The sequence below is a fragment of the Paracoccus aminovorans genome (assembly GCF_001546115.1).
GTDB classification, from domain to species: Bacteria; Pseudomonadota; Alphaproteobacteria; order Rhodobacterales; family Rhodobacteraceae; genus Paracoccus; species Paracoccus aminovorans_B.
Window position 1 is genome coordinate 882,235 of the sequence record NZ_KQ955208.1, and the last position, 18,742, is coordinate 900,976.

The 18,742-nt window shown below is 64.6% G+C and carries 29 protein-coding genes and 1 tRNA gene; 21 read left to right on the forward strand and 9 right to left on the reverse strand.

Going from position 1 to position 18,742, the window contains the following annotated elements; translation table 11 throughout:
• Positions 1–3: 3 nt before the first annotated feature.
• Together ASV56_RS04535 and ASV56_RS04540 are read right to left on the reverse strand one after the other, a co-directional pair.
• Positions 4–1,035 (reverse strand): cysteine synthase A, encoded by a 1,032-nt coding sequence (locus tag ASV56_RS04535; RefSeq protein ID WP_062560959.1) that lies wholly within the window; start codon positions 1,033–1,035, stop codon positions 4–6.
• 78 nt (positions 1,036–1,113) lie between these two features.
• The gene (locus ASV56_RS04540; RefSeq protein ID WP_062560960.1) at positions 1,114–2,175 is read right to left on the reverse strand and encodes an NUDIX domain-containing protein; all 1,062 of its coding nucleotides are present in this window, start codon (positions 2,173–2,175) and stop codon (positions 1,114–1,116) included.
• A 128-nt stretch (positions 2,176–2,303) separates the two neighbouring features.
• Between ASV56_RS04540 and ASV56_RS04545 the strand changes: the two genes are divergently transcribed.
• Positions 2,304–2,393: transfer RNA gene (locus ASV56_RS04545), tRNA-Ser, on the forward strand.
• 179 nt (positions 2,394–2,572) lie between these two features.
• Here the strand turns inward: ASV56_RS04545 and ASV56_RS23405 are convergent.
• On the reverse strand, positions 2,573–2,719 hold the full coding sequence (locus ASV56_RS23405) for a hypothetical protein (RefSeq protein ID WP_156429062.1): 147 nt from the start codon (positions 2,717–2,719) through the stop codon (positions 2,573–2,575).
• 98 nt (positions 2,720–2,817) lie between these two features.
• Between ASV56_RS23405 and ASV56_RS04550 the strand changes: the two genes are divergently transcribed.
• Together ASV56_RS04550 and ASV56_RS04555 are read left to right on the forward strand one after the other, a co-directional pair.
• Complete coding sequence (locus tag ASV56_RS04550) at positions 2,818–3,189, forward strand: hypothetical protein (RefSeq protein WP_062560961.1); 372 nt, start codon at positions 2,818–2,820, stop codon at positions 3,187–3,189.
• A 67-nt stretch (positions 3,190–3,256) separates the two neighbouring features.
• Complete coding sequence (locus tag ASV56_RS04555) at positions 3,257–3,460, forward strand: hypothetical protein (RefSeq protein WP_062560962.1); 204 nt, start codon at positions 3,257–3,259, stop codon at positions 3,458–3,460.
• A gap of 51 nt (positions 3,461–3,511) precedes the next feature.
• Here ASV56_RS04555 and ASV56_RS04560 read toward each other — a convergent pair whose 3' ends face one another.
• From ASV56_RS04560 to ASV56_RS04580, 5 genes are all read right to left on the reverse strand, one after another.
• On the reverse strand, positions 3,512–3,877 hold the full coding sequence (locus ASV56_RS04560) for a DUF983 domain-containing protein (RefSeq protein WP_062560963.1): 366 nt from the start codon (positions 3,875–3,877) through the stop codon (positions 3,512–3,514).
• A gap of 202 nt (positions 3,878–4,079) precedes the next feature.
• Positions 4,080–4,613 (reverse strand): hypothetical protein, encoded by a 534-nt coding sequence (locus ASV56_RS04565; protein WP_062560964.1) that lies wholly within the window; start codon positions 4,611–4,613, stop codon positions 4,080–4,082.
• Entirely contained in the window at positions 4,610–4,819 is a 210-nt protein-coding gene (locus ASV56_RS04570) for a hypothetical protein (RefSeq protein WP_062560965.1), read from the reverse strand. Before ASV56_RS04570 ends, ASV56_RS04565 begins: the two co-directional genes overlap by 4 nt.
• The gene (locus tag ASV56_RS04575) at positions 4,816–5,013 is read right to left on the reverse strand and encodes a hypothetical protein (RefSeq protein WP_062560966.1); all 198 of its coding nucleotides are present in this window, start codon (positions 5,011–5,013) and stop codon (positions 4,816–4,818) included. Before ASV56_RS04575 ends, ASV56_RS04570 begins: the two co-directional genes overlap by 4 nt.
• Positions 5,014–6,017: 1,004 nt before the next feature.
• Positions 6,018–6,509: a YciE/YciF ferroxidase family protein gene (locus ASV56_RS04580; protein WP_062560967.1), complete on the reverse strand. Its 492-nt coding sequence runs from the start codon at positions 6,507–6,509 to the stop codon at positions 6,018–6,020.
• 296 nt (positions 6,510–6,805) lie between these two features.
• Between ASV56_RS04580 and ASV56_RS04585 the strand changes: the two genes are divergently transcribed.
• From ASV56_RS04585 to ASV56_RS23410, 17 genes are all read left to right on the forward strand, one after another.
• Positions 6,806–6,964 carry a hypothetical protein gene (locus ASV56_RS04585; RefSeq protein WP_156429063.1) on the forward strand — a complete coding sequence of 53 codons (159 nt, stop codon included), beginning with the start codon at positions 6,806–6,808 and terminating at the stop codon, positions 6,962–6,964.
• Positions 6,965–6,999: 35 nt separating this feature from the next.
• Entirely contained in the window at positions 7,000–7,467 is a 468-nt protein-coding gene (locus tag ASV56_RS04590; protein ID WP_062560969.1) for a terminase small subunit-like protein, read from the forward strand.
• Positions 7,454–8,845, forward strand: a complete 1,392-nt coding sequence (gene terL / locus ASV56_RS04595; RefSeq protein WP_062560970.1) for a phage terminase large subunit — start codon at positions 7,454–7,456, stop codon at positions 8,843–8,845. The genes ASV56_RS04590 and terL overlap by 14 nt, the downstream gene beginning before the upstream one ends.
• A complete protein-coding gene (locus tag ASV56_RS04600) occupies positions 8,845–10,236 on the forward strand; it encodes a DUF4055 domain-containing protein (RefSeq protein ID WP_062560971.1) in 1,392 nt (463 codons plus the stop codon). Before terL ends, ASV56_RS04600 begins: the two co-directional genes overlap by 1 nt.
• 23 nt (positions 10,237–10,259) lie before the next feature.
• The gene (locus ASV56_RS04605) at positions 10,260–10,919 is read left to right on the forward strand and encodes a phage scaffolding protein (RefSeq protein ID WP_062560972.1); all 660 of its coding nucleotides are present in this window, start codon (positions 10,260–10,262) and stop codon (positions 10,917–10,919) included.
• Between the two features lie 39 nt (positions 10,920–10,958).
• Positions 10,959–11,945 (forward strand): major capsid protein, encoded by a 987-nt coding sequence (locus ASV56_RS04610; RefSeq protein ID WP_216635369.1) that lies wholly within the window; start codon positions 10,959–10,961, stop codon positions 11,943–11,945.
• A gap of 52 nt (positions 11,946–11,997) precedes the next feature.
• Positions 11,998–12,180 (forward strand): hypothetical protein, encoded by a 183-nt coding sequence (locus ASV56_RS04615; protein WP_062560974.1) that lies wholly within the window; start codon positions 11,998–12,000, stop codon positions 12,178–12,180.
• Positions 12,181–12,233: 53 nt separating this feature from the next.
• Complete coding sequence (locus ASV56_RS04620) at positions 12,234–12,650, forward strand: hypothetical protein (protein WP_062560975.1); 417 nt, start codon at positions 12,234–12,236, stop codon at positions 12,648–12,650.
• Positions 12,651–13,025, forward strand: a complete 375-nt coding sequence (locus tag ASV56_RS04625; protein ID WP_062560976.1) for a hypothetical protein — start codon at positions 12,651–12,653, stop codon at positions 13,023–13,025.
• The gene (locus ASV56_RS22515) at positions 13,018–13,590 is read left to right on the forward strand and encodes an HNH endonuclease (RefSeq protein WP_082724730.1); all 573 of its coding nucleotides are present in this window, start codon (positions 13,018–13,020) and stop codon (positions 13,588–13,590) included. Before ASV56_RS04625 ends, ASV56_RS22515 begins: the two co-directional genes overlap by 8 nt.
• 3 nt (positions 13,591–13,593) lie before the next feature.
• A complete protein-coding gene (locus ASV56_RS04630) occupies positions 13,594–13,944 on the forward strand; it encodes a hypothetical protein (protein ID WP_062560977.1) in 351 nt (116 codons plus the stop codon).
• 123 nt (positions 13,945–14,067) lie between these two features.
• The gene (locus ASV56_RS04635) at positions 14,068–15,102 is read left to right on the forward strand and encodes a phage minor head protein (RefSeq protein WP_062560978.1); all 1,035 of its coding nucleotides are present in this window, start codon (positions 14,068–14,070) and stop codon (positions 15,100–15,102) included.
• Between the two features lie 6 nt (positions 15,103–15,108).
• Positions 15,109–15,528 carry a hypothetical protein gene (locus tag ASV56_RS04640; RefSeq protein ID WP_216635370.1) on the forward strand — a complete coding sequence of 140 codons (420 nt, stop codon included), beginning with the start codon at positions 15,109–15,111 and terminating at the stop codon, positions 15,526–15,528.
• Positions 15,525–15,932 (forward strand): phage tail terminator-like protein, encoded by a 408-nt coding sequence (locus tag ASV56_RS04645; protein WP_082724731.1) that lies wholly within the window; start codon positions 15,525–15,527, stop codon positions 15,930–15,932. The genes ASV56_RS04640 and ASV56_RS04645 overlap by 4 nt, the downstream gene beginning before the upstream one ends.
• A 14-nt stretch (positions 15,933–15,946) precedes the next feature.
• Positions 15,947–16,399 (forward strand): hypothetical protein, encoded by a 453-nt coding sequence (locus ASV56_RS04650; protein ID WP_062560980.1) that lies wholly within the window; start codon positions 15,947–15,949, stop codon positions 16,397–16,399.
• A 96-nt stretch (positions 16,400–16,495) separates the two neighbouring features.
• The gene (locus tag ASV56_RS04655; protein ID WP_062560981.1) at positions 16,496–17,017 is read left to right on the forward strand and encodes a hypothetical protein; all 522 of its coding nucleotides are present in this window, start codon (positions 16,496–16,498) and stop codon (positions 17,015–17,017) included.
• Positions 17,018–17,130: 113 nt separating this feature from the next.
• Positions 17,131–17,304 carry a hypothetical protein gene (locus ASV56_RS23410; protein ID WP_156429065.1) on the forward strand — a complete coding sequence of 58 codons (174 nt, stop codon included), beginning with the start codon at positions 17,131–17,133 and terminating at the stop codon, positions 17,302–17,304.
• Position 17,305: 1 nt separating this feature from the next.
• On the opposite strand, the gene ASV56_RS22520 is transcribed toward ASV56_RS23410, so the two are convergent.
• Positions 17,306–18,093 (reverse strand): IS5 family transposase gene (locus tag ASV56_RS22520; protein ID WP_123130128.1). Its coding sequence is split into 2 segments (ribosomal slippage): positions 17,306–17,757 and positions 17,757–18,093, totalling 789 coding nucleotides; the frame shifts between segments, so codons are not numbered across the junction.
• 155 nt (positions 18,094–18,248) lie between these two features.
• On the opposite strand from ASV56_RS22520, the gene ASV56_RS22525 reads away from it, so the two are divergent.
• Positions 18,249–18,742: DUF2806 domain-containing protein (locus ASV56_RS22525; RefSeq protein ID WP_216635371.1), on the forward strand; the 494-nt coding region annotated here is incomplete at its 3' end.

The window sequence follows — 18,742 nt, forward strand, 5'->3', positions numbered from 1 at the left end:
CGGTCAGTCCTCGAACACTTCGGGCAGATCGGCGGGTTTGCGCGCCATCCATTCCGGCACCGGCAGGCCCTTGGCGCGCAGGAACTCGGGGTTGAACAGCTTGGTCTGATAACGTGTGCCATAGTCGCAGAGCACCGTCACGATGGTGTGACCCGGTCCCATCTCGCGCGCCATGCGGATCGCGCCGGCGACATTGATGCCGGACGAGCCGCCCAGGCACAGCCCCTCGTGTTCGAGCAGGTCGAAGATCACCGGCAGCGCCTCGCTGTCGGGGATGCGCCAGGCCATGTCGGGGGTGAAGCCTTCCAGGTTCGCGGTGATGCGGCCCTGGCCGATGCCCTCGGTGATCGAGGAACCGGGGCTCTCGAAGATGCCCTCGGTATAGAAGCTGTAGAGCGCCGCGCCCTCGGGGTCGGCCAGGCCGATCTTCACGCCCTTGGGTTGCAGCGCCATGGCGACGCCGGCCAGCGTCCCGCCCGAGCCCACGGCGCAGACGAAGCCGTCGACCTTGCCGCCGGTCTGTTCCCAGATCTCGGGGCCGGTGGTTTCCAGATGCGCCTGGCGGTTGGCGATATTGTCGAACTGGTTGGCCCAGATGGCGCCGTTCGGCTCGGTCCGCGCCAGCTCTTCGGCCAGCCGGCCGGAATAGCGCACATAGTTGTTCGGGTTCTTGTAGGGCTGCGCCGGCACTTCGACCAGTTCGGCCCCGGCCAGGCGCAGCATGTCCTTTTTCTCTTGGCTCTGGGTTTCCGGGATCACGATGACGCTGCGAAAGCCCATCGAGGCGCCGACCAGCGCCAGGCCGATGCCGGTGTTGCCCGCCGTGCCCTCGACGATGGTGCCGCCCGGCTGCAATTCGCCCCGCGCTACCGCGTCCCTGATGATGTAGAGCGCGGCGCGATCCTTGACCGACTGGCCTGGGTTCATGAACTCGGCCTTGCCCAAGATCTCGCAGCCGGTCTCTTCCGAGGCGCGGTTCAGCCGGATCAGGGGAGTATTGCCGATGGCAGAGGCGAGGTCGGGGCAGATGCGCATGGCGTGGCCTTTCGCGGAAGGGATCGCCCTTGGTTTACACGCCACAACCGGATGGCGGCAACCCCGCCCCGGCGCAGGTCACGACCCGCGTCGCAACGCCTCGTGGCGCAGTTCCAGCCACAGCGCCAGGTTCAGCAGCGGCCCGTTGCGGATCTCGCCCGCCAGCGCCATGCGGGTCAGTTCGGCGCGCGGGATCAGGTGGCTGCGGATGTCCTCGTCCTCGCTGTCAAGCCCGCCGATGCCGGCCGCCTCGTCCGGCAGATCGGCGATGCCGATGTAAAGATACAGGTATTCCGCCACCGCCCCCGGGCTGGGATAGTTGTGCGGGCCGGGAATCAGCCTCTCGATCCGGAGCCCGGCCTCTTCGACCGCCTCGCGCAGCGCCGCCTCGGCCGGGGTCTCGAGCGCATCGACGCGGCCGGCCACGGTCTCGTGCAGCCAGGGCTGGGCATCGCCGCGCAAGGCCGGGCCGGCGCGGAACTGGTCGATCAGCATCACCCGGTCACGGCGCGGATCCCAGGGCAGCACCACCGTCGCGTCGCCCGAGACGAAGACCGCCCGCAGCAACTCGGGCGTCCAGCCGCCGCCGTGGCGCAGGTGACGCAGCCGCGCCTCCTCGACCGAGAAATAGGCGGCATATGGCTCGCTGATCGAGAGCAGGTCCCAGCGCCCCTGCCCCGCCGGCCCGACGCCGGGCAAGGCGGCGGTCTCGGCGGCGCGCAGCCGCGAGGCGACCCAGGTCGCGATCATCGGCAACCGGCGCCGGACCTGTTCGGCCGGCTGGTCCTGGGGCAGCGCGAGCAGTTGGTCGGCCATGGCGGCGGCCAGTTCGGGCTGCCAGCCGGTCTGGTCCTGCGGACCCGGACCGTCGAGCGAAGCCCCCAGCGCGTCGCGCCCGCCGACCTGGCAGGGTTCCAGCTTCAGGATCGCGGCATAGCGGCGCAGCGCCGGCGTCCATTCCGCCTGCCACAGCGGCAAGTCGGTTCCGGCCGGTTGCAGGCGCGGCCAGCAGCCGGCCGCAATGCCGGCGCATGGCTCCGGCACCAGCGCATGCCCGACCAGTGGCTCGGCCGGCGTGGCCTCGGGCGCAAGGCGTTGGCGCAGCAGGGGATGGGCCAGCGGCCCGATCAGCAGCGGCATCGGCGGGTTCCTTTTCTGCGGCCGCGACGGGAGTTCAGGACCGGTTGCAAAACTTTCGCGTTTTTGGCGCGAAGCCCCTTGCGCTTCAACCCCGCTGCGGCTAAATCCCCGCCACCACCCAAGAGCGCGGAGAGGTGCCGGAGTGGTCGAACGGGGCGGTCTCGAAAACCGTTGAGCCTTCACGGGTTCCGTGGGTTCGAATCCCACCCTCTCCGCCAATTCACATTGTTTTTATTGAATAAAATATGCTCATTGGCGACTTACCCGCCAAAGCGTCCGCCTTACCGTTTGTGGTTGCGCGCTACCAATCGCGGTTTATTGCGGTGCAGATTTGGCACACCCCGGCGGATATCCTCTAACCAAGAGCGCTGCCCGACCGTAGCCGGGGGCACCCGCATCAGTCGAACTCGGACAGCAGCTGGTCGCACAGCGACTTCATGTTCTTAGCCGAGATCAGCGCGGCATAGTCGCGCTCGATTTGGCCGATCAGGGCGTGAAGCCGGCGGGCCTTTTTTGCCGGGTCGAATGCCTGTTCCTCTGTCATGCCGTCACCGACGTGCGCGCCTCGTGGACCGGGGTCATAACCGGCCATAACGCGCTGAGCCCTTGCGTCCCGGCGGGAATATATGGATCAGTCAGAGCATGACGGACCCGCAGGCCCTTGAAACCGCGAACCCATCGCATGCGGCAAAGCTGTGGCTGGCCCTGCTGCTGGCCCTGCTGGTCATCATGTTACCGGGTCCACAGGTCACCGTAGCGGCCAGCAAGTCCAAGCAACTGACCACGCCGACGCTGACCTTGGCGGCAATCCATGGGCGCGACCTGATCGCCCGCAAGGATGCGGTGCAGGTCCGCCCTCTGGCCGCAACTGCACTGCCCCCGTCGGAGCCCCCGCCTCCACCGCCGCGCACCGCCGCGTCGGTCGCCCATGCCTATCAACCGCAAATCAGGGTCTGCGCCGGCAGACTCGCACCCTGCGCCCGCGCGCCTCCGTTCTTCCGCATGACCGCCTGACCTCGCTCGCTCTGCCTCCGGCACCGGACTGGCAGATCATGACCCTTGCGTTCACGAAGGACGACAGATGAACTTACCCAATGATGAACCGGCCGTGCGCCGGACTCCGTTTGCCGAAAATCCAAAGACCGACGACACACCGCCCGCCGAGCCCGCAGCGCCGCCGGCAGCCGGAGAGGTCCAGGCCGGCAAGACCGTGCTGCTGAACTGGTGCATCATGCTTGCCGGCCTCGGCGCTATCGTCCTGGCCGGCTACTGGCTGGCCGGCTGATCATACCTGCCCCCGCGATTCGGATTCGCGGGGGTTCTCCTCAGTCCAAGCTCAGGCGCCCCGGTCCTGTTCATCCTTGGCCCATAGATATCCCACGAACGCACCCTTCACGAGACGGAGAATGATCAGGGTGAGCGCGGTCGTAGCCAACCCCACCGATGCCAGCAGCGTGACTGGATCTGGCCGATAAAGCACCCAGGAAAATCCGATCATCGGGATAAGCAGTAGCAGCATGATGGTCATGGTGAAAAAGGCCGGGCCATCGGCGGCCCGATAAAGCCCCAGCGACTCGCCGCAGGATTCGCATTCCTGCACGATAGTCAGGTATCCCTTAAACAATCGACCCTTGCCGCAATGCGGGCATCTGCCGATGAGCCCTCTTGTTGCTGCGGTCCGCTCGTCCCGTTCCTCTACCATCGCTACGCGTCCCGTCTGCTTCTGCCAGAGGATAACATCATGTGGCGAGGATCGGATGCCGCAAGATTCCCGACAATGTTTTTCCCCACGCCGTGCAATCTTGCGGATTTTTCAGCAACAACACTGGCTGTATATGCACTTGGCGCACTGCTATCGCAGCGTGAAACGGCCCCCGCTTGAGCAGAAGCAGGGGCCTTCTCATTCAAGCTCCGACCCTGTGCAGTTGATGCTCGGTGCACTCGGCCACCGAGGAACCCCCGATGAGAGCCCTAGCCTCGGCAAAGATGCGCTGCGCCCTATCGCCTTCCGAGAGATCGTGGTCGCCGTTGATCGTGTAGCCCATGATTTTGCGCAGCATGTCGTCTGCGTTCTGGGCCGGAAGATCAACGATCCGGTCCGCCAGCGCCACCGTCTCCATGTTGTAGGCTTCGAAATCGTCCTCGGACAATCCGTGGTCGCCGTTCAGAAACGTATTCCTGCGGACGATTTCCCGATGCAGCGCAGCGATGGGGCTTCCGCCTGGGCGCGGCCGGCCAACGTCATACTCGGCATCAAGCAGTTCCTGCACCTTTTTGACCCTTTCCGCCACAACCTGGATCAGGTTGATGATGCCAGAGGCGATGGGGGCATCATCCTGCGTCAGATGGTCGAATGCTGCCATTTCCAAGATGCAGAGCAACGCCCCAACGGTATGAAGCTCGCTCTCGGTTTTGCAATGCGCATCGAAATAGCTCATGCCACAGCCCCCTTCGGAAGGTTCACAATGTCCAAGCCATCGTTCAGGCCACGGCTCAGGCTGACTGCCTTTTCGGCCAGATCAGCCAAGAGGGCGCGGGCATCGTCCTCGCGGCGGGTGGACAGGGCACGGATGGCGCGGTTGATGGCTTCCAGCGTGGCCGCGTCGTCCTGCATCTTTTCCAGATATTTTTCGAGCGCGCTCATGCCCCACCCCCGATCAGCCTGTCAGCCTGCCGCAGGGCCGCGCGCACGTAGCTGCGGGCCTCGCGCTCGGCCTGGGAGTAGCCATGTCGCTTTTCGGAGGCATCTAGCGCCAGCACGAGGCTGTCGCGAATATCGGCAAGTCGCGCCTGTGCAACGACAGGGGCGAACGCTTCCGTTCTGGGTTGAATGGTCATTTCAGTTCTCACTCAGCTTATGGCTTTCCACGGCCATTGCCAGCGACGGGCTGGCGCCGGGACGTTGGAAACCTGCTGAGTGACAGGCCGGACGTTTTTCCCTTTCGGGTCTTGCATGGCGCCCGCGTCCCGACATAAGCTGTCGGTAACGAACGGCCGCCAAGCCGTCGCAGCGCACCCCGCCAAGGGTGCATTCGCCCACAACCTCCGCGCCAACGGAGGGCCTATCCGGCAGGTGGGTATAACTCAGTCCGGGTTTCCACGCCCACGGACACGCTACACCCGACTTGTCTAAAAGGTCAAGCCTGCCCCTCGGGGCAGACGCATGGCCTGTTTACGATCCAGCGCTTTATCGTGCGGGCACCATAGGCGCGCCATGGCGCTGGCGAGGCCGGTCCAGACTGGCGTCCCTACCCCGGCGCAATTTGCACCGGCTCATTAGCGATTCTTGCGATTGTCGCGATTGTTGGGGTGTTCCGGGGGCTGGAATCGCAGGAATCGCGGAAATCGCAACGCCGGGTTGGGTTTCGCGACGGGTTCCCGCTCGCCCCTCATTCAGCGCCGCGTCATAAGCCAGCCAGCCCTCGATATGCGCAAACGCTTGCCTCAACCTTTTATTGATTGATCGATCAATCAATAAACCAAGCACGACCGCTCAGGGCAACACGAAAGAGAGTGACCAGGTGGGCCACTCTTATTTCGCCGACGACCAAGCCGCCAAGACCGGGCTATCTGAGAAGCTGATCGCTGCGATTGTCGCGATTCCCGCGATTCTCGCCCTGGCCCAAGGTGTCTCCGTAGTGGAGATGCCCTCTACCGGCGGTTCCCCAGCTGCGATTCCTGCGATTCCGCGATTCTGGCTGCGATGATCCAGCCGAGCACGGTTCGGAAAAAGAACGCATAAGTTGTTGACTGCGCCGTCAGAACTTGCTTTATTGCAGCAGGTCGAACTGCGCCCGGAGGAATGAACCCCTCACGGGCGCTTTTCATTTCAGGCAGGACGGCTACTTCTTTTTGGCCTTACCAGCTTCGTTCACAGAGGTGACGGCGAGCGCGGTGAGTTTCGAATTGGCCGCCTTTTCTTCATCGAGAATCGTGGACAGCAGGGTATGCGCTTCTTCGTGGCCGAGAACCTTCGCCCACTCGCGAAGGGTGCCATAGCGGGCGATTTCGTAATGCTCCACCGCCTGGGCGGCGCCAATCAATGCAACGTCCAAGGCATGGCCGGAGGCTTCCTCGATGATGCCATCGGCCTCCTTAAGAAGCCCGTCCATCGCGTCGCACTTTTCGCCCTTCGCTTCCTGGCCCAGGGATTTGAAGACAGCCTCCAGCGTCTTCACATGGCCCTTGGTTTCTTTGAGATGCTCGTCAATGGCCGTCTTGAGTTCGGCATTGTTCACCGACTTCGAGACTTTCGGCAAAGCCTTGGTCAGGGCGTTCTCGGCCCAATAGACGTCTTGCAGCGTGTGTTCGAATGCTTCGGCCAAGGTCTTCATCAAGTGGTTCCTCCTGGTGGGGTGCCTGGTTGCACTACCGCATCCAACGACACTTGGAGGTCAGCAGTTCCGCTGTTGCTCTCCACCTATCCGCCCACCTTGCCGGGCGGGGAAGGTTGGCCCCGGCTTCGCGCTGTGCGGGCCGCCTTCCGAAATTCACGCTCCCCTCGGGCCGGCCTGGGGATGGAACATGCGCACCTTCTGAATGTTCAGACCCGAACACACAGGAGCGCACCATGCCAGACCACCGAGAACCGAAACCCAGCCCGCGCCGGTTCGCTCGCGCGGGAACGGCCGTGCTGGCCATCCTGGCGGCAATCATCGTCCTGTTCTTCGTCGGTCGCCTGATCTGGCACGACGAAGTGCAGGAGGCTGACCCTGCCAGCGTCGCGGCGCCTGACGATGCGCGCGGTGGCGAGGGAGACCCAGGCGCGGGTGGGGCTGTCAGCCAGTAACCGGGCCGCTACCCGAACCAACAGAGGAAATCACCATGGCACGCCGGAAGAGCGCCGGGGCGCAGCCGGCCGAGCGCAAGGGAAGCTCGACGCATGGCAACGCCTTCCCATGGTCCAGCGAGATCGAGGACGAAATCCTTCACCGCCTGATGAGAGGCGAGAGCATTGCCACGATCTGCGGACCTGGTCGCGACGACTTCCTGCCGGGTGAGGTGACGTTCTACAAGCACCTGACCGAGGACGAGGGTTTCGCGAAGAAATACACCCGCGCGCGCGAGGTCCAGGCGCATCGCGAGTTCGATGAAATCCGCCAGATCGCCGAGGATGCGACCCCCGAGGACGTGGCGGTTGCCCGGCTCCAGATCGACGCCCGCAAGTGGCGCGCAGGCAAGCTGGCGCCCAAGGTCTACGGCGACAAGGTCACCCACGCGAACGACGCCGAAAACCCGCTGCCTGCCGCGCAGGTGACCGTTTTCGCATTACCGGACAATGGGCGCGATTAACGAGATCAGGCCGCAGCCGGGTCCGCAGACGCAGTTCCTCAGCTCGCCGGCCGACATCGCCATCTACGGCGGTGGTGCGGGCGGGGGTAAGACCTGGGCGCTGCTGATGGAGCCGCTGCGGCATAGCGCTAACCCGGACTTCGGGGCGGTGTTCTTTCGCCGCACAACCGTGCAGATCCGAAACGAGGGCGGCCTATGGGATGAGAGCGTCAAGCTCTACCCGCTGATCGGCGCCGCGCCGAAGGAGGTCACGCTGGAGTGGAAGTTCCCCTCGGGGGCTTCCCTCTCGATGGCCCACCTGGAGCACGACAAGACGGTCGCGAACTGGCAGGGCTCGCAGATCGCCCTCCTGCTGTTCGATGAGCTGACGCATTTCAGCGAGAAGCAGTTCTTCTACATGCTCTCGCGCAACCGCTCCATGTCGGGCGTGCGGCCCTATGTGCGCGCCACCTGCAACCCCGATGCGGATAGCTGGGTGGCGCGGTTCATTGCGTGGTGGATCGACCAGGAGACCGGATATCCGATTCACGAGCGGGCTGGCGTCCTGCGCTATTTCGTGCGGATCGGCGACGCGATTCATTGGGCTGACCGCCCCAAGGATCTGGCGCATCACACGACGACGGACGACGCGGGCAATCGCATCCCGATCCCGCCGAAATCCGTGACGTTCATCCCGGCGAAGCTGACCGACAACAAGGCGCTGATGGCGGCCGACCCCGGGTATATGGCCAACCTGCTGGCCCTCTCGACGGTCGAGCGCGAACGCCTGCTCGGGGGCAACTGGAAAATCCGCGCGGCTGCCGGGCTTCTGTTCAGGCGCAGCTGGTGCGAGGTGGTCGACGCCATCCCTGCCGGGACGCGCTTCGCAAGGGGCTGGGACTTGGCCGCGACGCCAAAGACCGATGCTACCCCGGACCCCGACGCCACCGCCGGGACCAAGATCGGCCTCATGCCGGATGGGCGGTTCATCGTTGCGGATCACGTCAAGGACTGGCTGACCCCACAAGGCGTGCGGGCGACCATCAAGAACACCGCCAGCCAGGACGGGAAAGGCTGCCTGATCTCGCTGCCGCAAGACCCGGGCCAGGCCGGCAAGGATCAGAAAAGCAACATGGCCGCGCTCCTCACGGGGTTCGACGTGCGGTTCTCGCCCGAGACCGGCGACAAGGTCACGCGCTTCTCGCCCTTCTCGGCGCAGGCCGAGGCCGGCAACGTCGTGGTGCTGCGCGGGTCGTGGAACGAGGACTGGTTCACCAGCCTGGAGGGCTTCCCCGAGGCCACCCATGACGACGACGCGGACAGCACCAGCCGCGCATTCAACGCCCTGACCAAGCGCCGGGCGAAAAGCACAACCAGCACAGTTACAGGGCTCACCTGATGGCATCCGTAAACGACCGGCATCCCGAATACACCGCCGAGCGCGTCGCGGAATGGGAGCTGATGCGCGACGTGTTCACCGGCGAAAGCGCGATCAAGTCCAAGGGCGAAATCCACCTGCCCATGCCCTCGGGCTTCACCGCTCTGCCCGACAAGGGCGCCAAGGCCTATGCCAGCTACAAGGCCCGCGCCCAGGTGGCCGAGATGCTGGCCCCGACCATCGCCGGCATGATGGGCATTGCCCATGGCGTGGAAATCAAGATCGAGCTGCCCGCCGGCCTGGAATACCTCTGGGAGAACGCGGACGGCAAAGGGACGCCCCTGGAGGCCCTGCACCGCCGCATCACCCGCAACCTGCTGCTGTCGGGGCGCTACGGCCTTCTCGCGGATGCCCCGGAGGCTGGCGGCGACCCGCGTCTCGCGGGCTATGCGGCCGAGACCATCATCAACTGGGACACCGAGTTCTTTGTCCTCGATGAGAGCGGCAAGACCCGCGTCGGCTTCGCCTGGTCGGACGTGAAGCGCTTCCGGGTGCTCAACATCGTGAAGGGACGCTATTGGCAGGATGTCTATGAGACGGATCTTGCCAGCCCGGCCCGCAGCATCGCCCCGGCAGCCAGAGGCGGCAAGGCAATGACGCGCGTGCCCTTCGCGGTCGCCTCGTCGGTGGATCTGGACCCGGCCATCCGCACGCCCCCGCTGATCGGCGTGGCGCGGTCGGTCATCGCGAACTACCAGCTCTCGGCCGACTACCGGCACCAGCTCTACATGAGCGGCCAGGAGACGCTGGTGGTGATCAACGGCGAAGCCCCCGAGGCGGTCGGCGCTGGCGCCTGCATCGCAATCCAGGGGGCCGAAGGCGTCACCCCGGACGTGAAGTATGTCTCGCCCACCTGCTCGGGCATCGACGCGCACCTGAAGGCGATGGAGGACAACCGCACGCTGGCGGTCATGGCCGGCGCCAAGCTGCTGGAACAGTCGGACAAGGTCGAGGAAAGCGGCAAGGCGCGCTCGCTGCGCTTCCGGTCGGAAACGGCCACGCTCCTGTCCATCGTGCAGTCGTCCTGCGCGCTGCTGGAGATGGGCCTGCGTCATGCGGCCGTCATCGCCGGATCTGCGCCCGAGGAAGTCATCGTTCACGCCCCCGACACGCTCGCGGCCGGCGAGCTGTCCCCCGAGGACGCCGCCAAGCTGGTCGACAGCTGGGAACGCGGGGCCATCAGCTACGACACGCTCTATGCGCAGTTGCAGAAGGGCGGCATCGCCAGCGCCGAGCGCACGGCACAGGAGGAATTCGCCCTGATCGAGCGCGAGCGCGACGCCCGCGAATTCGATGACGACGAGGAAGAACCCGGGGCGACGCCCCAGCAAACGCCGCCGAGGGCGGCTTAACCACCACCGAAAGGACCGGGCCGATGGCTCTGAAGACCGTTGTCGATACCCTCGACGGCCTCGATGAGGCTATGAAGGCGCTCTACACCGAGAAGGACGGCAAGTTCGTCCTCGACCTGGAGGGCGTCGACGCTCACCCCGAGGTCGCCAACCTGAAATCCGCCTATGAGCGCGTCAAGGCCGACAAGGCCACGCTCAAGACCGAAGCCGACAAGGCCAGGGACGATCTGGCCGCAGCGCTCAAGGGCAAGCCCGACGAGGCGGCGCTGGTCGCCGAACGGCAGCGGCTCGAAAAGGAGCGCGACGACTGGAAGACCAAGGCTGAGAATGCCGAAGTCCAGATTACCGGCATCACTCGCGACAATGCGCTGACTACGGCACTAACTGCCGCCGGCATCACCGACCCCGGCTTGCAGCGCGGCGCCGTCGCGATACTTCGTGATCAGGTGAAAATGGTGGATGGCAAGCCTGTGGTCGAAACCGACATGGGGCCGAAGGCCTTGGCCGATCACGTGAAGCACTGGACGGCGAGCGAAGGCAAGTCATTCGTCACCCCTCCTGTGGGCGGCGGTGCAGAAGGTGGCGATAAAGCAGGCCGTAAATCGCTGGCCGAAATGGGCGATGCGGAACGGCTCGCGCTCGCGCGCGAAGGAAAGCTCAAGCCTGCCATGAGCAGCGAATAATCATCAGAGGACACCATGCCCTACACTACCCTTGGCGACGTGTTCGCCCGCGACCGCGACGCCGCGTATGAAGTCGTCCAGTCCTACATGGACACCGATCCCGTCACGAAAACGCCGTTCTTCGAAAGCGGCCTGATTGTGACGAACCCCATCATCTCGGAACTGGCGCAATCGGCGACCGGCATCGTGGATCTGCCGTTCTGGCTTCCAATCGACGCCTCGGTCGAGCCGAACTACAGCAACGATGTCTATGAGGACATCGCGGTTCCTCGCAAGATCGGCACCGGCTCCATGAAGGCCCGGAACTGCCATCTGAACGAAGGCTTCGGGTCGATGGACTTTGTCACCGACCTGACGGGGAAGGACCCGCTGGCCCGTGTGGCCTCGCGCCTTGACCTCTACTGGCGCCAGGAAGCCGAACTGCGCATCGTTGCCACCCTGCGCGGAATTCTGAACGACGCCATCGCGGCGAGCACCGGCATGGTCCATCAGGCCACCAACGCCGAAGGCATCACCTTCAACGGCCTGATCGACGCACAGATGACCATGGGCGATGCCTTCGGCGGTATCGGCGGTTACGTCATGAACTCGGCTGCCTTCGGCGTCCTGGTCAAGGAAAAGCTGGCGCAGGCCAACTTCGACGCCGAGCGCAACTTGCTGGTGCGCACCCTGAACGGCCTGCCAGTAATCGTAAACGACACCGCCATGACCTTGAACGGCTCGCCGGTGGTGGCGCTGATCGGCCAAGGAGCCTTCGCGTATGGCATGGGCAATCCCAAGGTGCCGCTGGCCTATGAGCGCGAGGAAGCGCGAGGCAACGGTGGCGGCGCGGAAACGCTGTGGACCCGCCGCAACATGATCGTGCATCCCATCGGGTTCAGCTTCACCAGCACCTCGATCACCGGCAATGGCACCGAAACCGTCGCTCGTGGCGCCGGCTGGACCGACTTGGCCAATGCCGCGAACTGGCAGCTGGTGGCAAACCGCAAGCAGGTTCCCATCGCGTTCCTGACCGTCGCGGCGTGATCCGAAACAGGCGGGGCCACGTGGCCCTGTCATTCCCAACAAGGAGGCCATCATGGCGAACCATTCTCCCGATCCCGATAACTACGTGGAAAAGAAGACCTGGGACGAGGCCATTACCGACGCCCCGGCTTCACAGCCCACGAACGAACAAAAGGCCGCCGACGCCACGAAGCGCGCCAAGGACAAGGGCGCTGCGGCGAACAACGGCGGCGGCGCCGGGCAGACCACTGACTGATCTTTGGTGCGGGGCTGGTGATCCGGCCCCAATCCAAAGCACAGGAGGCGCTCATGCTGAGCATGACAGAACTGGCCGTGACGGCCGACGAGGCGCGGGACTACACCGGGCAGGCGGGGCTGGAGGTGGTCTTGCACGAGACCGACCTGATGCGGGGGCAGCGCTACGTGGCCGTGCGGTTCAATTCCCGCTGGCTGGGCGAGTGGGAGAACGACGAGGCGCCGGAGCCGGTCAAGCACGCGGTCATCGAGGCCGCGCTGGTCGAGCAGCGGGCGCCCGGTTCCCTCTCGGCCGTGTCGACGCCGGGGACCGACAAGGTACTGGTCGCCGCCGGCAAGCTGCAATGGGAGCGCGTCAAAGGCCCTGCCGGGGCTGACGGCTATATCCCCCGCATCTCGGCAGTCGAGGGCCTGCTTGCCGGGCTGGTCCGCGCCGGATCTGGCGGCGTGTCTTTTCTGATGAGGGCTTGAATGGCCGCGCAAACCGTCGACTGCGACCACATCATTTTCGTGGAATGGCTTCGGCAGTCGGTCCTCGTGTTCAACGACCTGGCGGCCGCGCGGGCCGAGCTGGAGCCCTTCGGCGGCTCGCCTGAGGCCGGGGCCGGTGGGGCGGGCTATGCCGTCAACGAGGACGGCGGATCTGCCGTCTTCTGGATGGTGTTCCCCGGCGGCCGGCCCGGCATTGGCACGCTCGTGCACGAGGCAATCCATATCGTGGACTACCTCTGCGAGTTCGCCGGCATCCCGATCACCTCGGAGGCGGCCGAGGTGCGCTGCTACATGGTCGAATGGCTGACTGCCCGGCTGATGGATCTTTACGGACTGGTGGCATCCTATGGCTGAGCGCTTGTTCCCCTCCCCGGAGGCTCTTCGTCAACTTATCCGCTATGAGCCGGATACCGGTCATCTGCTCTGGAAAGAACGCGGGCCGGAATGGTTCATCGCAGGCGAAGGCCGCTACACTGCAAACCGCGCCGCCCGTGTCTGGAACAGCAAATATGCCAGGAAAGTCGCCATTGATTGCCTCGACCCAAGCAATGGATACCGCAAAGGCACGGTCCTCGACACCAGGGTCTATGCCCATCGGGTGATATGGGCATTGCAAGTCGGGGCGTGGCCGGATGGTGATATTGACCACATCAACGGCAATAGGGCGGATAACCGTTGGGAAAACCTTCGATCTGTTCCGCGCAAGATAAATGCCAGGAACACAAAGCGGCGTGAAACCAACACCAGCGGAATGATGGGGGTTTCTCAGTATGGCGCGCACGGACGATGGCGAGCCCGGATTATGGCAGACGGCAAAACAACCAATATAGGTTGCTTTGACACTTATGAGGCCGCCTGCGAGGCGAGGCAGGCAGCAGAGGCGGCGATGGGGTTTCACCCTAATCACGGGAGGGAGTGACCCATGGAAAACTGGAACGCCATCGCCGCAGAGGTCGCGGCGGCCGTGAAAGACACGGGCCATGGCGCGACCCTGATCCGCAAAGGCCCCCCGACCGGCCCCGAATGGGACCAGACCCCCGGCGCCGATCAGCGCATCCCGGTCAATCTCCTGGGCGACACCATCGCCTTGGGGCTGGTCAACGGCAGCGCCATCCAGGCCGGGGACCGCCGGGAGATGATGGCGGCAGAGGGCACCACGCCGACGCCCGCCGACCGGCTCCAGATCGGCGCCGTCACCTTTTCCATCGTCCGCGCCGAGCCTTATGCGCCGGGCGGCGTGGCGCTGTTCTTCGACCTGATCCTGAGGGCGTGACGATGACCGACCTTCTTGCCGTGCTGGCCTCGCTCACCTTCCTCGTCGCTCTGCTCTTCCTGACCGTCGGCGCCTGGGCCATCGGCATCGTGCGCATTTTCAGCTGGGTCTTGGGGATATGACATGGCTCGGCTTCCCAAGAACGTGCAGGCCCTGCTTGATCGGCTGGAGCCTGAAATCCGCGATGCCTTCCTTGAGGCCATCGACCAGGTCACCAACGCGGCCCAGCTGAACAGCTTCATTGCCGCGCTGGAGGCGAACGACCTTGACGCCGCCGTCGCCGCGCTGCGCATCGAGGCGCCTTTCTTCGCTCCGGTCGACCGGGCGATTGGCAATGCCTTCGCCAGCGCGGCGACCGCCGCCCTGACCGACCTGCGGCTGAAAGACCCGAACAGCGGCGACGCCTTCCTGCTGGGCTTCGACGGCCGTCACACCCGCGCCGAGCGATGGGTTCGCGACAGGTCCTCGGGCCTGATCGTGGAGATTGTCGAGCAGCAGCGGGAAATGGCCCGCGAGGTGATCGAAACCGGGCTGGCAGGCGGTCAGAACCCCCGGCAGGTCGCCTTGGACATCGTCGGGCGCATGAACAAGGAGACCGGCAAGCGCGAGGGCGGCTTCATCGGGCTGACCAGCCAGCAGGCGCAATGGGCCAAGAACGCGGAAAAGGAACTGCGCAACCTCGACTCGGCCTATTTCCAGCGAAAGCGCCGCGACAAGCGATTTGACGGCACGATCAAGAAGGCCATCGAGAGCGGCAAGCCCATCCCCGAGGCCGATCTGCGCCGGATCGTCACCCGCTACCGGGACCGGCTCAAGAAATACCGTGGCGACACCATCGGCCGCACCGAGGCGCTGAATTCCATGCGCTCCGGGCAGCACGAGGGTTTCGCGCAACTGGTGGACAGCGGGCAGGTTCGGGCCGATCAGATCGAGATCGGCTGGGGCGCCACGATGGACGCGCGCACCCGCGACAGCCACAGATATATGAACGGCCGCAAGGTGAAGTTCGGCGAGCTGTTCGAAGTGGCCCCGGGCGTGCGCATGGAATACCCCGGCGACCTGGAGCACAGCACCGACCCGAAGCGCCTGGCCGCCGAAAGCATCCAGTGTCGCTGCCTGGCCACCTATCGGGTCAGGTCCGACCTGATGCAGGATTGATTGGCCATGTCGCAAAAGACCTTCACCGCACAGCTCGGGGCCTTTCGCGACAAGACCGTCGAGCAGATGCGCGCGGTCCTGTCGGCCAGCGTCCAGGACGTGATGGACGAGGCCCAGAAGCCCGAGGCGCAGGGCGGCAGGATGCCGGTCGACACCGGCTTTCTGCGCAACTCCCTCGTCTCCGAACTGAACGGGGCGCAGATCGGCCAGGGCGCGACCAGCTACCTGCTGGCGACGACCGCCATTCAGCCCGGCGACGTGGCCCGGTTCGGGTGGACCGCTGTCTATGCCCTGCGGATGGAGGCGGGCTTCGTCGGAGAGGACAAGCTGGGCCGAACCTACAACCAGGCCGGCCGGCACTTTGTCGAGGCTGCGGCCCTGCAATGGGACCGCATCGTTCAAGCGAACATCGCGAGGCTGAAATGAAGCATGCCCCCGAGGTAGCGGTGAGGGCGCGGCTGGCGGCGCTGGCCGGCATCCCGAAGGCCTGGCCGAATATCGACTTCGACCCGGCCAAGCCGGGCAACCTGCCCTATGTCTCCTGCACCATCGTCAGGTCGAGGACCGCCGACGACACGCTGGACGGCGAGGCCCCCATCGTGGCGGGCGCGTTGATCGCGACCGTAGTCGTTGCCAAGGGCACCGGCGAAGTCGCCGCAGACAGCCTGGCCGAACAGATCGCAGCCCTTTTCCCGATGGGCGCAACCATCCCTGCGGCGGGGATGACGACCCAGATCCTGCAACCGCCGCACATTCGCGAGGGCATCGGTGACGGCACCTATTGGCGCGTTCCCGTGTCCATCCCCTTCCAGACCTTCAAGACGCCCTGACAGGAGCCCGGAACATGACCGAGACCAGCATCAAGAAACGCTGCTACATCAGCCTCACCAAGCCCGCGACCAATACCATCGCCGGTTATACCGCCCTCACCTGGAGCAAGATCGGTGGCGTCGTCACCATCGGCCAGATCGGGTTCAACCACGCCACCATCGAGGCGCCCGACCTGGAAACCGGCATCACGCAGACGCTCAAGGGCGCGCGCAGCGGCACCGGCGGCCAGATCGCTTTCCGCCAGATCACCGCCGATGCGGGCCAGACTGCCGTCGCCACCGCGAACGAGGGCGAAACCGAAGTGGCGCTTCAGATCGTGGACCCGGACGGCACGAACTCGGACTACTGGACCGGCATCATTCACTCGCTGGTCGACAATGAGGCGAGCACCACGACCTACGAGGGCTCGACCTTCACGTTCGTTCCGAACTACGCCCGCGTGCGCGGCGCCAGTGATATCACCTGATCCGGTCGCGAGTCTTTCCCTCTTGCCGGCCGGCGGGGCGGTGGACGTGGTTCGCCCGCCGCCCCTTCCTGAACCAGAACCACCCAAGGGATAGACATGGATTTCACCAGCTTCGACAGCCGGGGCGTGGCCGACGAGGGCCGCCCGCTGCACCTGAAACACCCCGCGACCGGCGCCCCGCTCTGGGATGACGACGGGCCGCACCTTGACGACAAGGGCGCCGAGCTGCCGCGTGAACGTCCCTGCATCGTGCATGTCCTGGGCACCGAGGGCCGGATTGCGCAGGAGGCGTTCCGCGAGGTCGCCAAGCTCGAAAAGCTGCCCGACGACGCCACGCAGGAGGACTATCACGAGCGCCTGTGCGTCACCGCGCGCAAGCTGATCGTGGGGTTCGAGAACATCGAGCGCGGCGACCGCCCGGCGACGGCCTCGGATGCCGACTGGTTCCTCGGGCTGAACATCAGCAACCCGATCCGGGGCACGGGCCGCAGCTTCGCCGAACAGGTGCTGGCCTTCGCTGGCGACCGGGGCGCCTTCATGGGAAAGCCCGGCGCGGCCTCGTCACCGCCGCGCACCAAATCGGCTGGCAAAACGCGAAGCCCGAAGGCTGGACGCTGACCCGTGGCCAGCAGCTTGTCGAGGACGGCGCCGCGCTGCCCCGGTTCGAGGATCTGGAGCGCGCCGACCTTCTGACCGCCTGCGCCAGCCTCGGTTTCGCTCAGCCCTTCGGCATGGGGGGATGGACTCCTTTGCCCTATGTCGAGATGCGGGCCTATGGCAAGGCGACGGGCCGGCTGTCCACCCCCTGGGAATACGAGACGGTGCGCGCCATGTCCGAGGCTTATGTCGCCGGGCTGGTCGAGGGCCGCGACCTGCTGTCTATCCCGCCGATGGAGAGGGGTTAGGTCATGTTGACAAATGGCGGAGCCAGAGGCGGATCGACGTGATATCGATGAAGCCAAGGAAGCTTTCGGCGGTCTTGTCGTAGCGGGTGGCGACACGGCGAGCGTTCTTGAGCTTGTTGAAGCACCGCTCGACAAGGTTCCGCAGCCGGTAGAGCCTGCGATCGACAGCGACACGGAGCCTGCGAGACTTGCGCATCGGGACCACCGGCAGGATGCTACGCGCCTCCATGGTTTTGCGAACCTTGTCGGAGTCATAGCCGCGATCGGCCAGCAGGATGCAAGGCTCCGGCAGGTTGTCGTCCATGACCAGATCAAAGCCCAGGTAGTCCGATGTCTGGCCCGGCGTGATGTCCGACCTCATTGGCAGCCCGGCAGCATTGACGCGCAGGTGGACCTTGGTCGTGAAACCACCTCTTGAACGGCCAAAACCCTGTCTTGGAGTCCCCCTTTTGCGCCCGCTGCCTGATGATGGGCGCGGATCACGGTGCTGTCGATCATCTGGAGCGCATCCGGCACGATCCGACTTTCGTTCAGCGCTTCGAGGATCTGCTCCCACAACCCCGCCAGGGTCCAGCGCCGGAACTGGCGGTAGACACTGGACCACTTCCCGAACTCTTCTGGGAGGTCGCGCCAAGGAGAGCCGGTCCGCGCGATCCAGAAAATCCCATCAAGAACAAGGCGGTGATTTGCGGGCTTGCGCCCGTTCGGGGCGCGCACGGCCAGAATGAAGCGCTCATGAAACGCCCATTCCTCGTCCGACATCAGGTCTCGTGCCAAGCTGGTCTCCATTGCAGGTACCAGCTTGAATCACGATCAGGCCACCCTGTGAATCCCTTTTGTCAACACCACCTAGAGAAGGTGCAGCAAACTGTGTCTACCTGAAAAATGACTCGCAGAATCGATAAGCATCAGTCCTCAATGGCGGAAAGCTTTGGGGGCGCAATATGTCGGATGATCATCTTTCAAACGAAATAGCAGTTGCTGGAGAGCTAACCGACACTGGCGTCAAGGCATCGGTAAGAAGCAGGGCGATATCGGCATTTGACCGGCTGGTGGGGGCTGCAGTGGATGTCATGAATGCTCACGTGGAAGGTTTTGCCGAGCGCAAGCGCGCAAAGAACCGAGGCGAAGTGGCAATGATCGAGCAAATCACCCGATACGGCGTGGAGCAGCTGGGTGCCGATCCTGATTTGGCGCAAAGGGCGGTCGAAAAGCATTTCCGAAAGGTGATCTCTCAGCAAGAGAATATCGAAGCTGTCGTGCGGGAGGCCCATGCCGATCTCATCGACGGAAACCAAGATTACGAGGACGTGCCCGGAGATATTGCAGCGGAATTCTTTGACAAGTTCGAGCAATACAGTGCTTCGGCAAGCACTGACGAACTGCGCCATCGATGGGGGAGGGTATTGGCCTCCGAAATTCGTAAGCCAGGCACTTT

Coding starts and splice junctions, on each gene's coding strand:
- ASV56_RS04565 (WP_062560964.1), bottom strand. CDS start 4,613: ATGAGCTATTTCGATGCGCATTGCAAAACCGAGAGCGAGCTTCATACC.
- ASV56_RS04645 (WP_082724731.1), top strand. CDS start 15,525: ATGAAGCATGCCCCCGAGGTAGCGGTGAGGGCGCGGCTGGCGGCGCTG.
- ASV56_RS04635 (WP_062560978.1), top strand. CDS start 14,068: ATGGCTCGGCTTCCCAAGAACGTGCAGGCCCTGCTTGATCGGCTGGAG.
- ASV56_RS04550 (WP_062560961.1), top strand. CDS start 2,818: ATGACGGACCCGCAGGCCCTTGAAACCGCGAACCCATCGCATGCGGCA.
- ASV56_RS04640 (WP_216635370.1), top strand. CDS start 15,109: ATGTCGCAAAAGACCTTCACCGCACAGCTCGGGGCCTTTCGCGACAAG.
- ASV56_RS04615 (WP_062560974.1), top strand. CDS start 11,998: ATGGCGAACCATTCTCCCGATCCCGATAACTACGTGGAAAAGAAGACC.
- ASV56_RS23410 (WP_156429065.1), top strand. CDS start 17,131: ATGGGGGGATGGACTCCTTTGCCCTATGTCGAGATGCGGGCCTATGGC.
- ASV56_RS04555 (WP_062560962.1), top strand. CDS start 3,257: ATGAACTTACCCAATGATGAACCGGCCGTGCGCCGGACTCCGTTTGCC.
- ASV56_RS04535 (WP_062560959.1), bottom strand. CDS start 1,035: ATGCGCATCTGCCCCGACCTCGCCTCTGCCATCGGCAATACTCCCCTG.
- ASV56_RS04605 (WP_062560972.1), top strand. CDS start 10,260: ATGGCTCTGAAGACCGTTGTCGATACCCTCGACGGCCTCGATGAGGCT.
- ASV56_RS04650 (WP_062560980.1), top strand. CDS start 15,947: ATGACCGAGACCAGCATCAAGAAACGCTGCTACATCAGCCTCACCAAG.
- ASV56_RS04625 (WP_062560976.1), top strand. CDS start 12,651: ATGGCCGCGCAAACCGTCGACTGCGACCACATCATTTTCGTGGAATGG.
- ASV56_RS04560 (WP_062560963.1), bottom strand. CDS start 3,877: ATGGTAGAGGAACGGGACGAGCGGACCGCAGCAACAAGAGGGCTCATC.
- ASV56_RS04655 (WP_062560981.1), top strand. CDS start 16,496: ATGGATTTCACCAGCTTCGACAGCCGGGGCGTGGCCGACGAGGGCCGC.
- ASV56_RS04570 (WP_062560965.1), bottom strand. CDS start 4,819: ATGAGCGCGCTCGAAAAATATCTGGAAAAGATGCAGGACGACGCGGCC.
- ASV56_RS04630 (WP_062560977.1), top strand. CDS start 13,594: ATGGAAAACTGGAACGCCATCGCCGCAGAGGTCGCGGCGGCCGTGAAA.
- ASV56_RS22515 (WP_082724730.1), top strand. CDS start 13,018: ATGGCTGAGCGCTTGTTCCCCTCCCCGGAGGCTCTTCGTCAACTTATC.
- ASV56_RS04540 (WP_062560960.1), bottom strand. CDS start 2,175: ATGCCGCTGCTGATCGGGCCGCTGGCCCATCCCCTGCTGCGCCAACGC.
- ASV56_RS04590 (WP_062560969.1), top strand. CDS start 7,000: ATGGCACGCCGGAAGAGCGCCGGGGCGCAGCCGGCCGAGCGCAAGGGA.
- ASV56_RS04575 (WP_062560966.1), bottom strand. CDS start 5,013: ATGACCATTCAACCCAGAACGGAAGCGTTCGCCCCTGTCGTTGCACAG.
- ASV56_RS04580 (WP_062560967.1), bottom strand. CDS start 6,509: ATGAAGACCTTGGCCGAAGCATTCGAACACACGCTGCAAGACGTCTAT.
- ASV56_RS23405 (WP_156429062.1), bottom strand. CDS start 2,719: ATGACAGAGGAACAGGCATTCGACCCGGCAAAAAAGGCCCGCCGGCTT.
- ASV56_RS04620 (WP_062560975.1), top strand. CDS start 12,234: ATGCTGAGCATGACAGAACTGGCCGTGACGGCCGACGAGGCGCGGGAC.
- ASV56_RS04600 (WP_062560971.1), top strand. CDS start 8,845: ATGGCATCCGTAAACGACCGGCATCCCGAATACACCGCCGAGCGCGTC.
- terL (WP_062560970.1), top strand. CDS start 7,454: ATGGGCGCGATTAACGAGATCAGGCCGCAGCCGGGTCCGCAGACGCAG.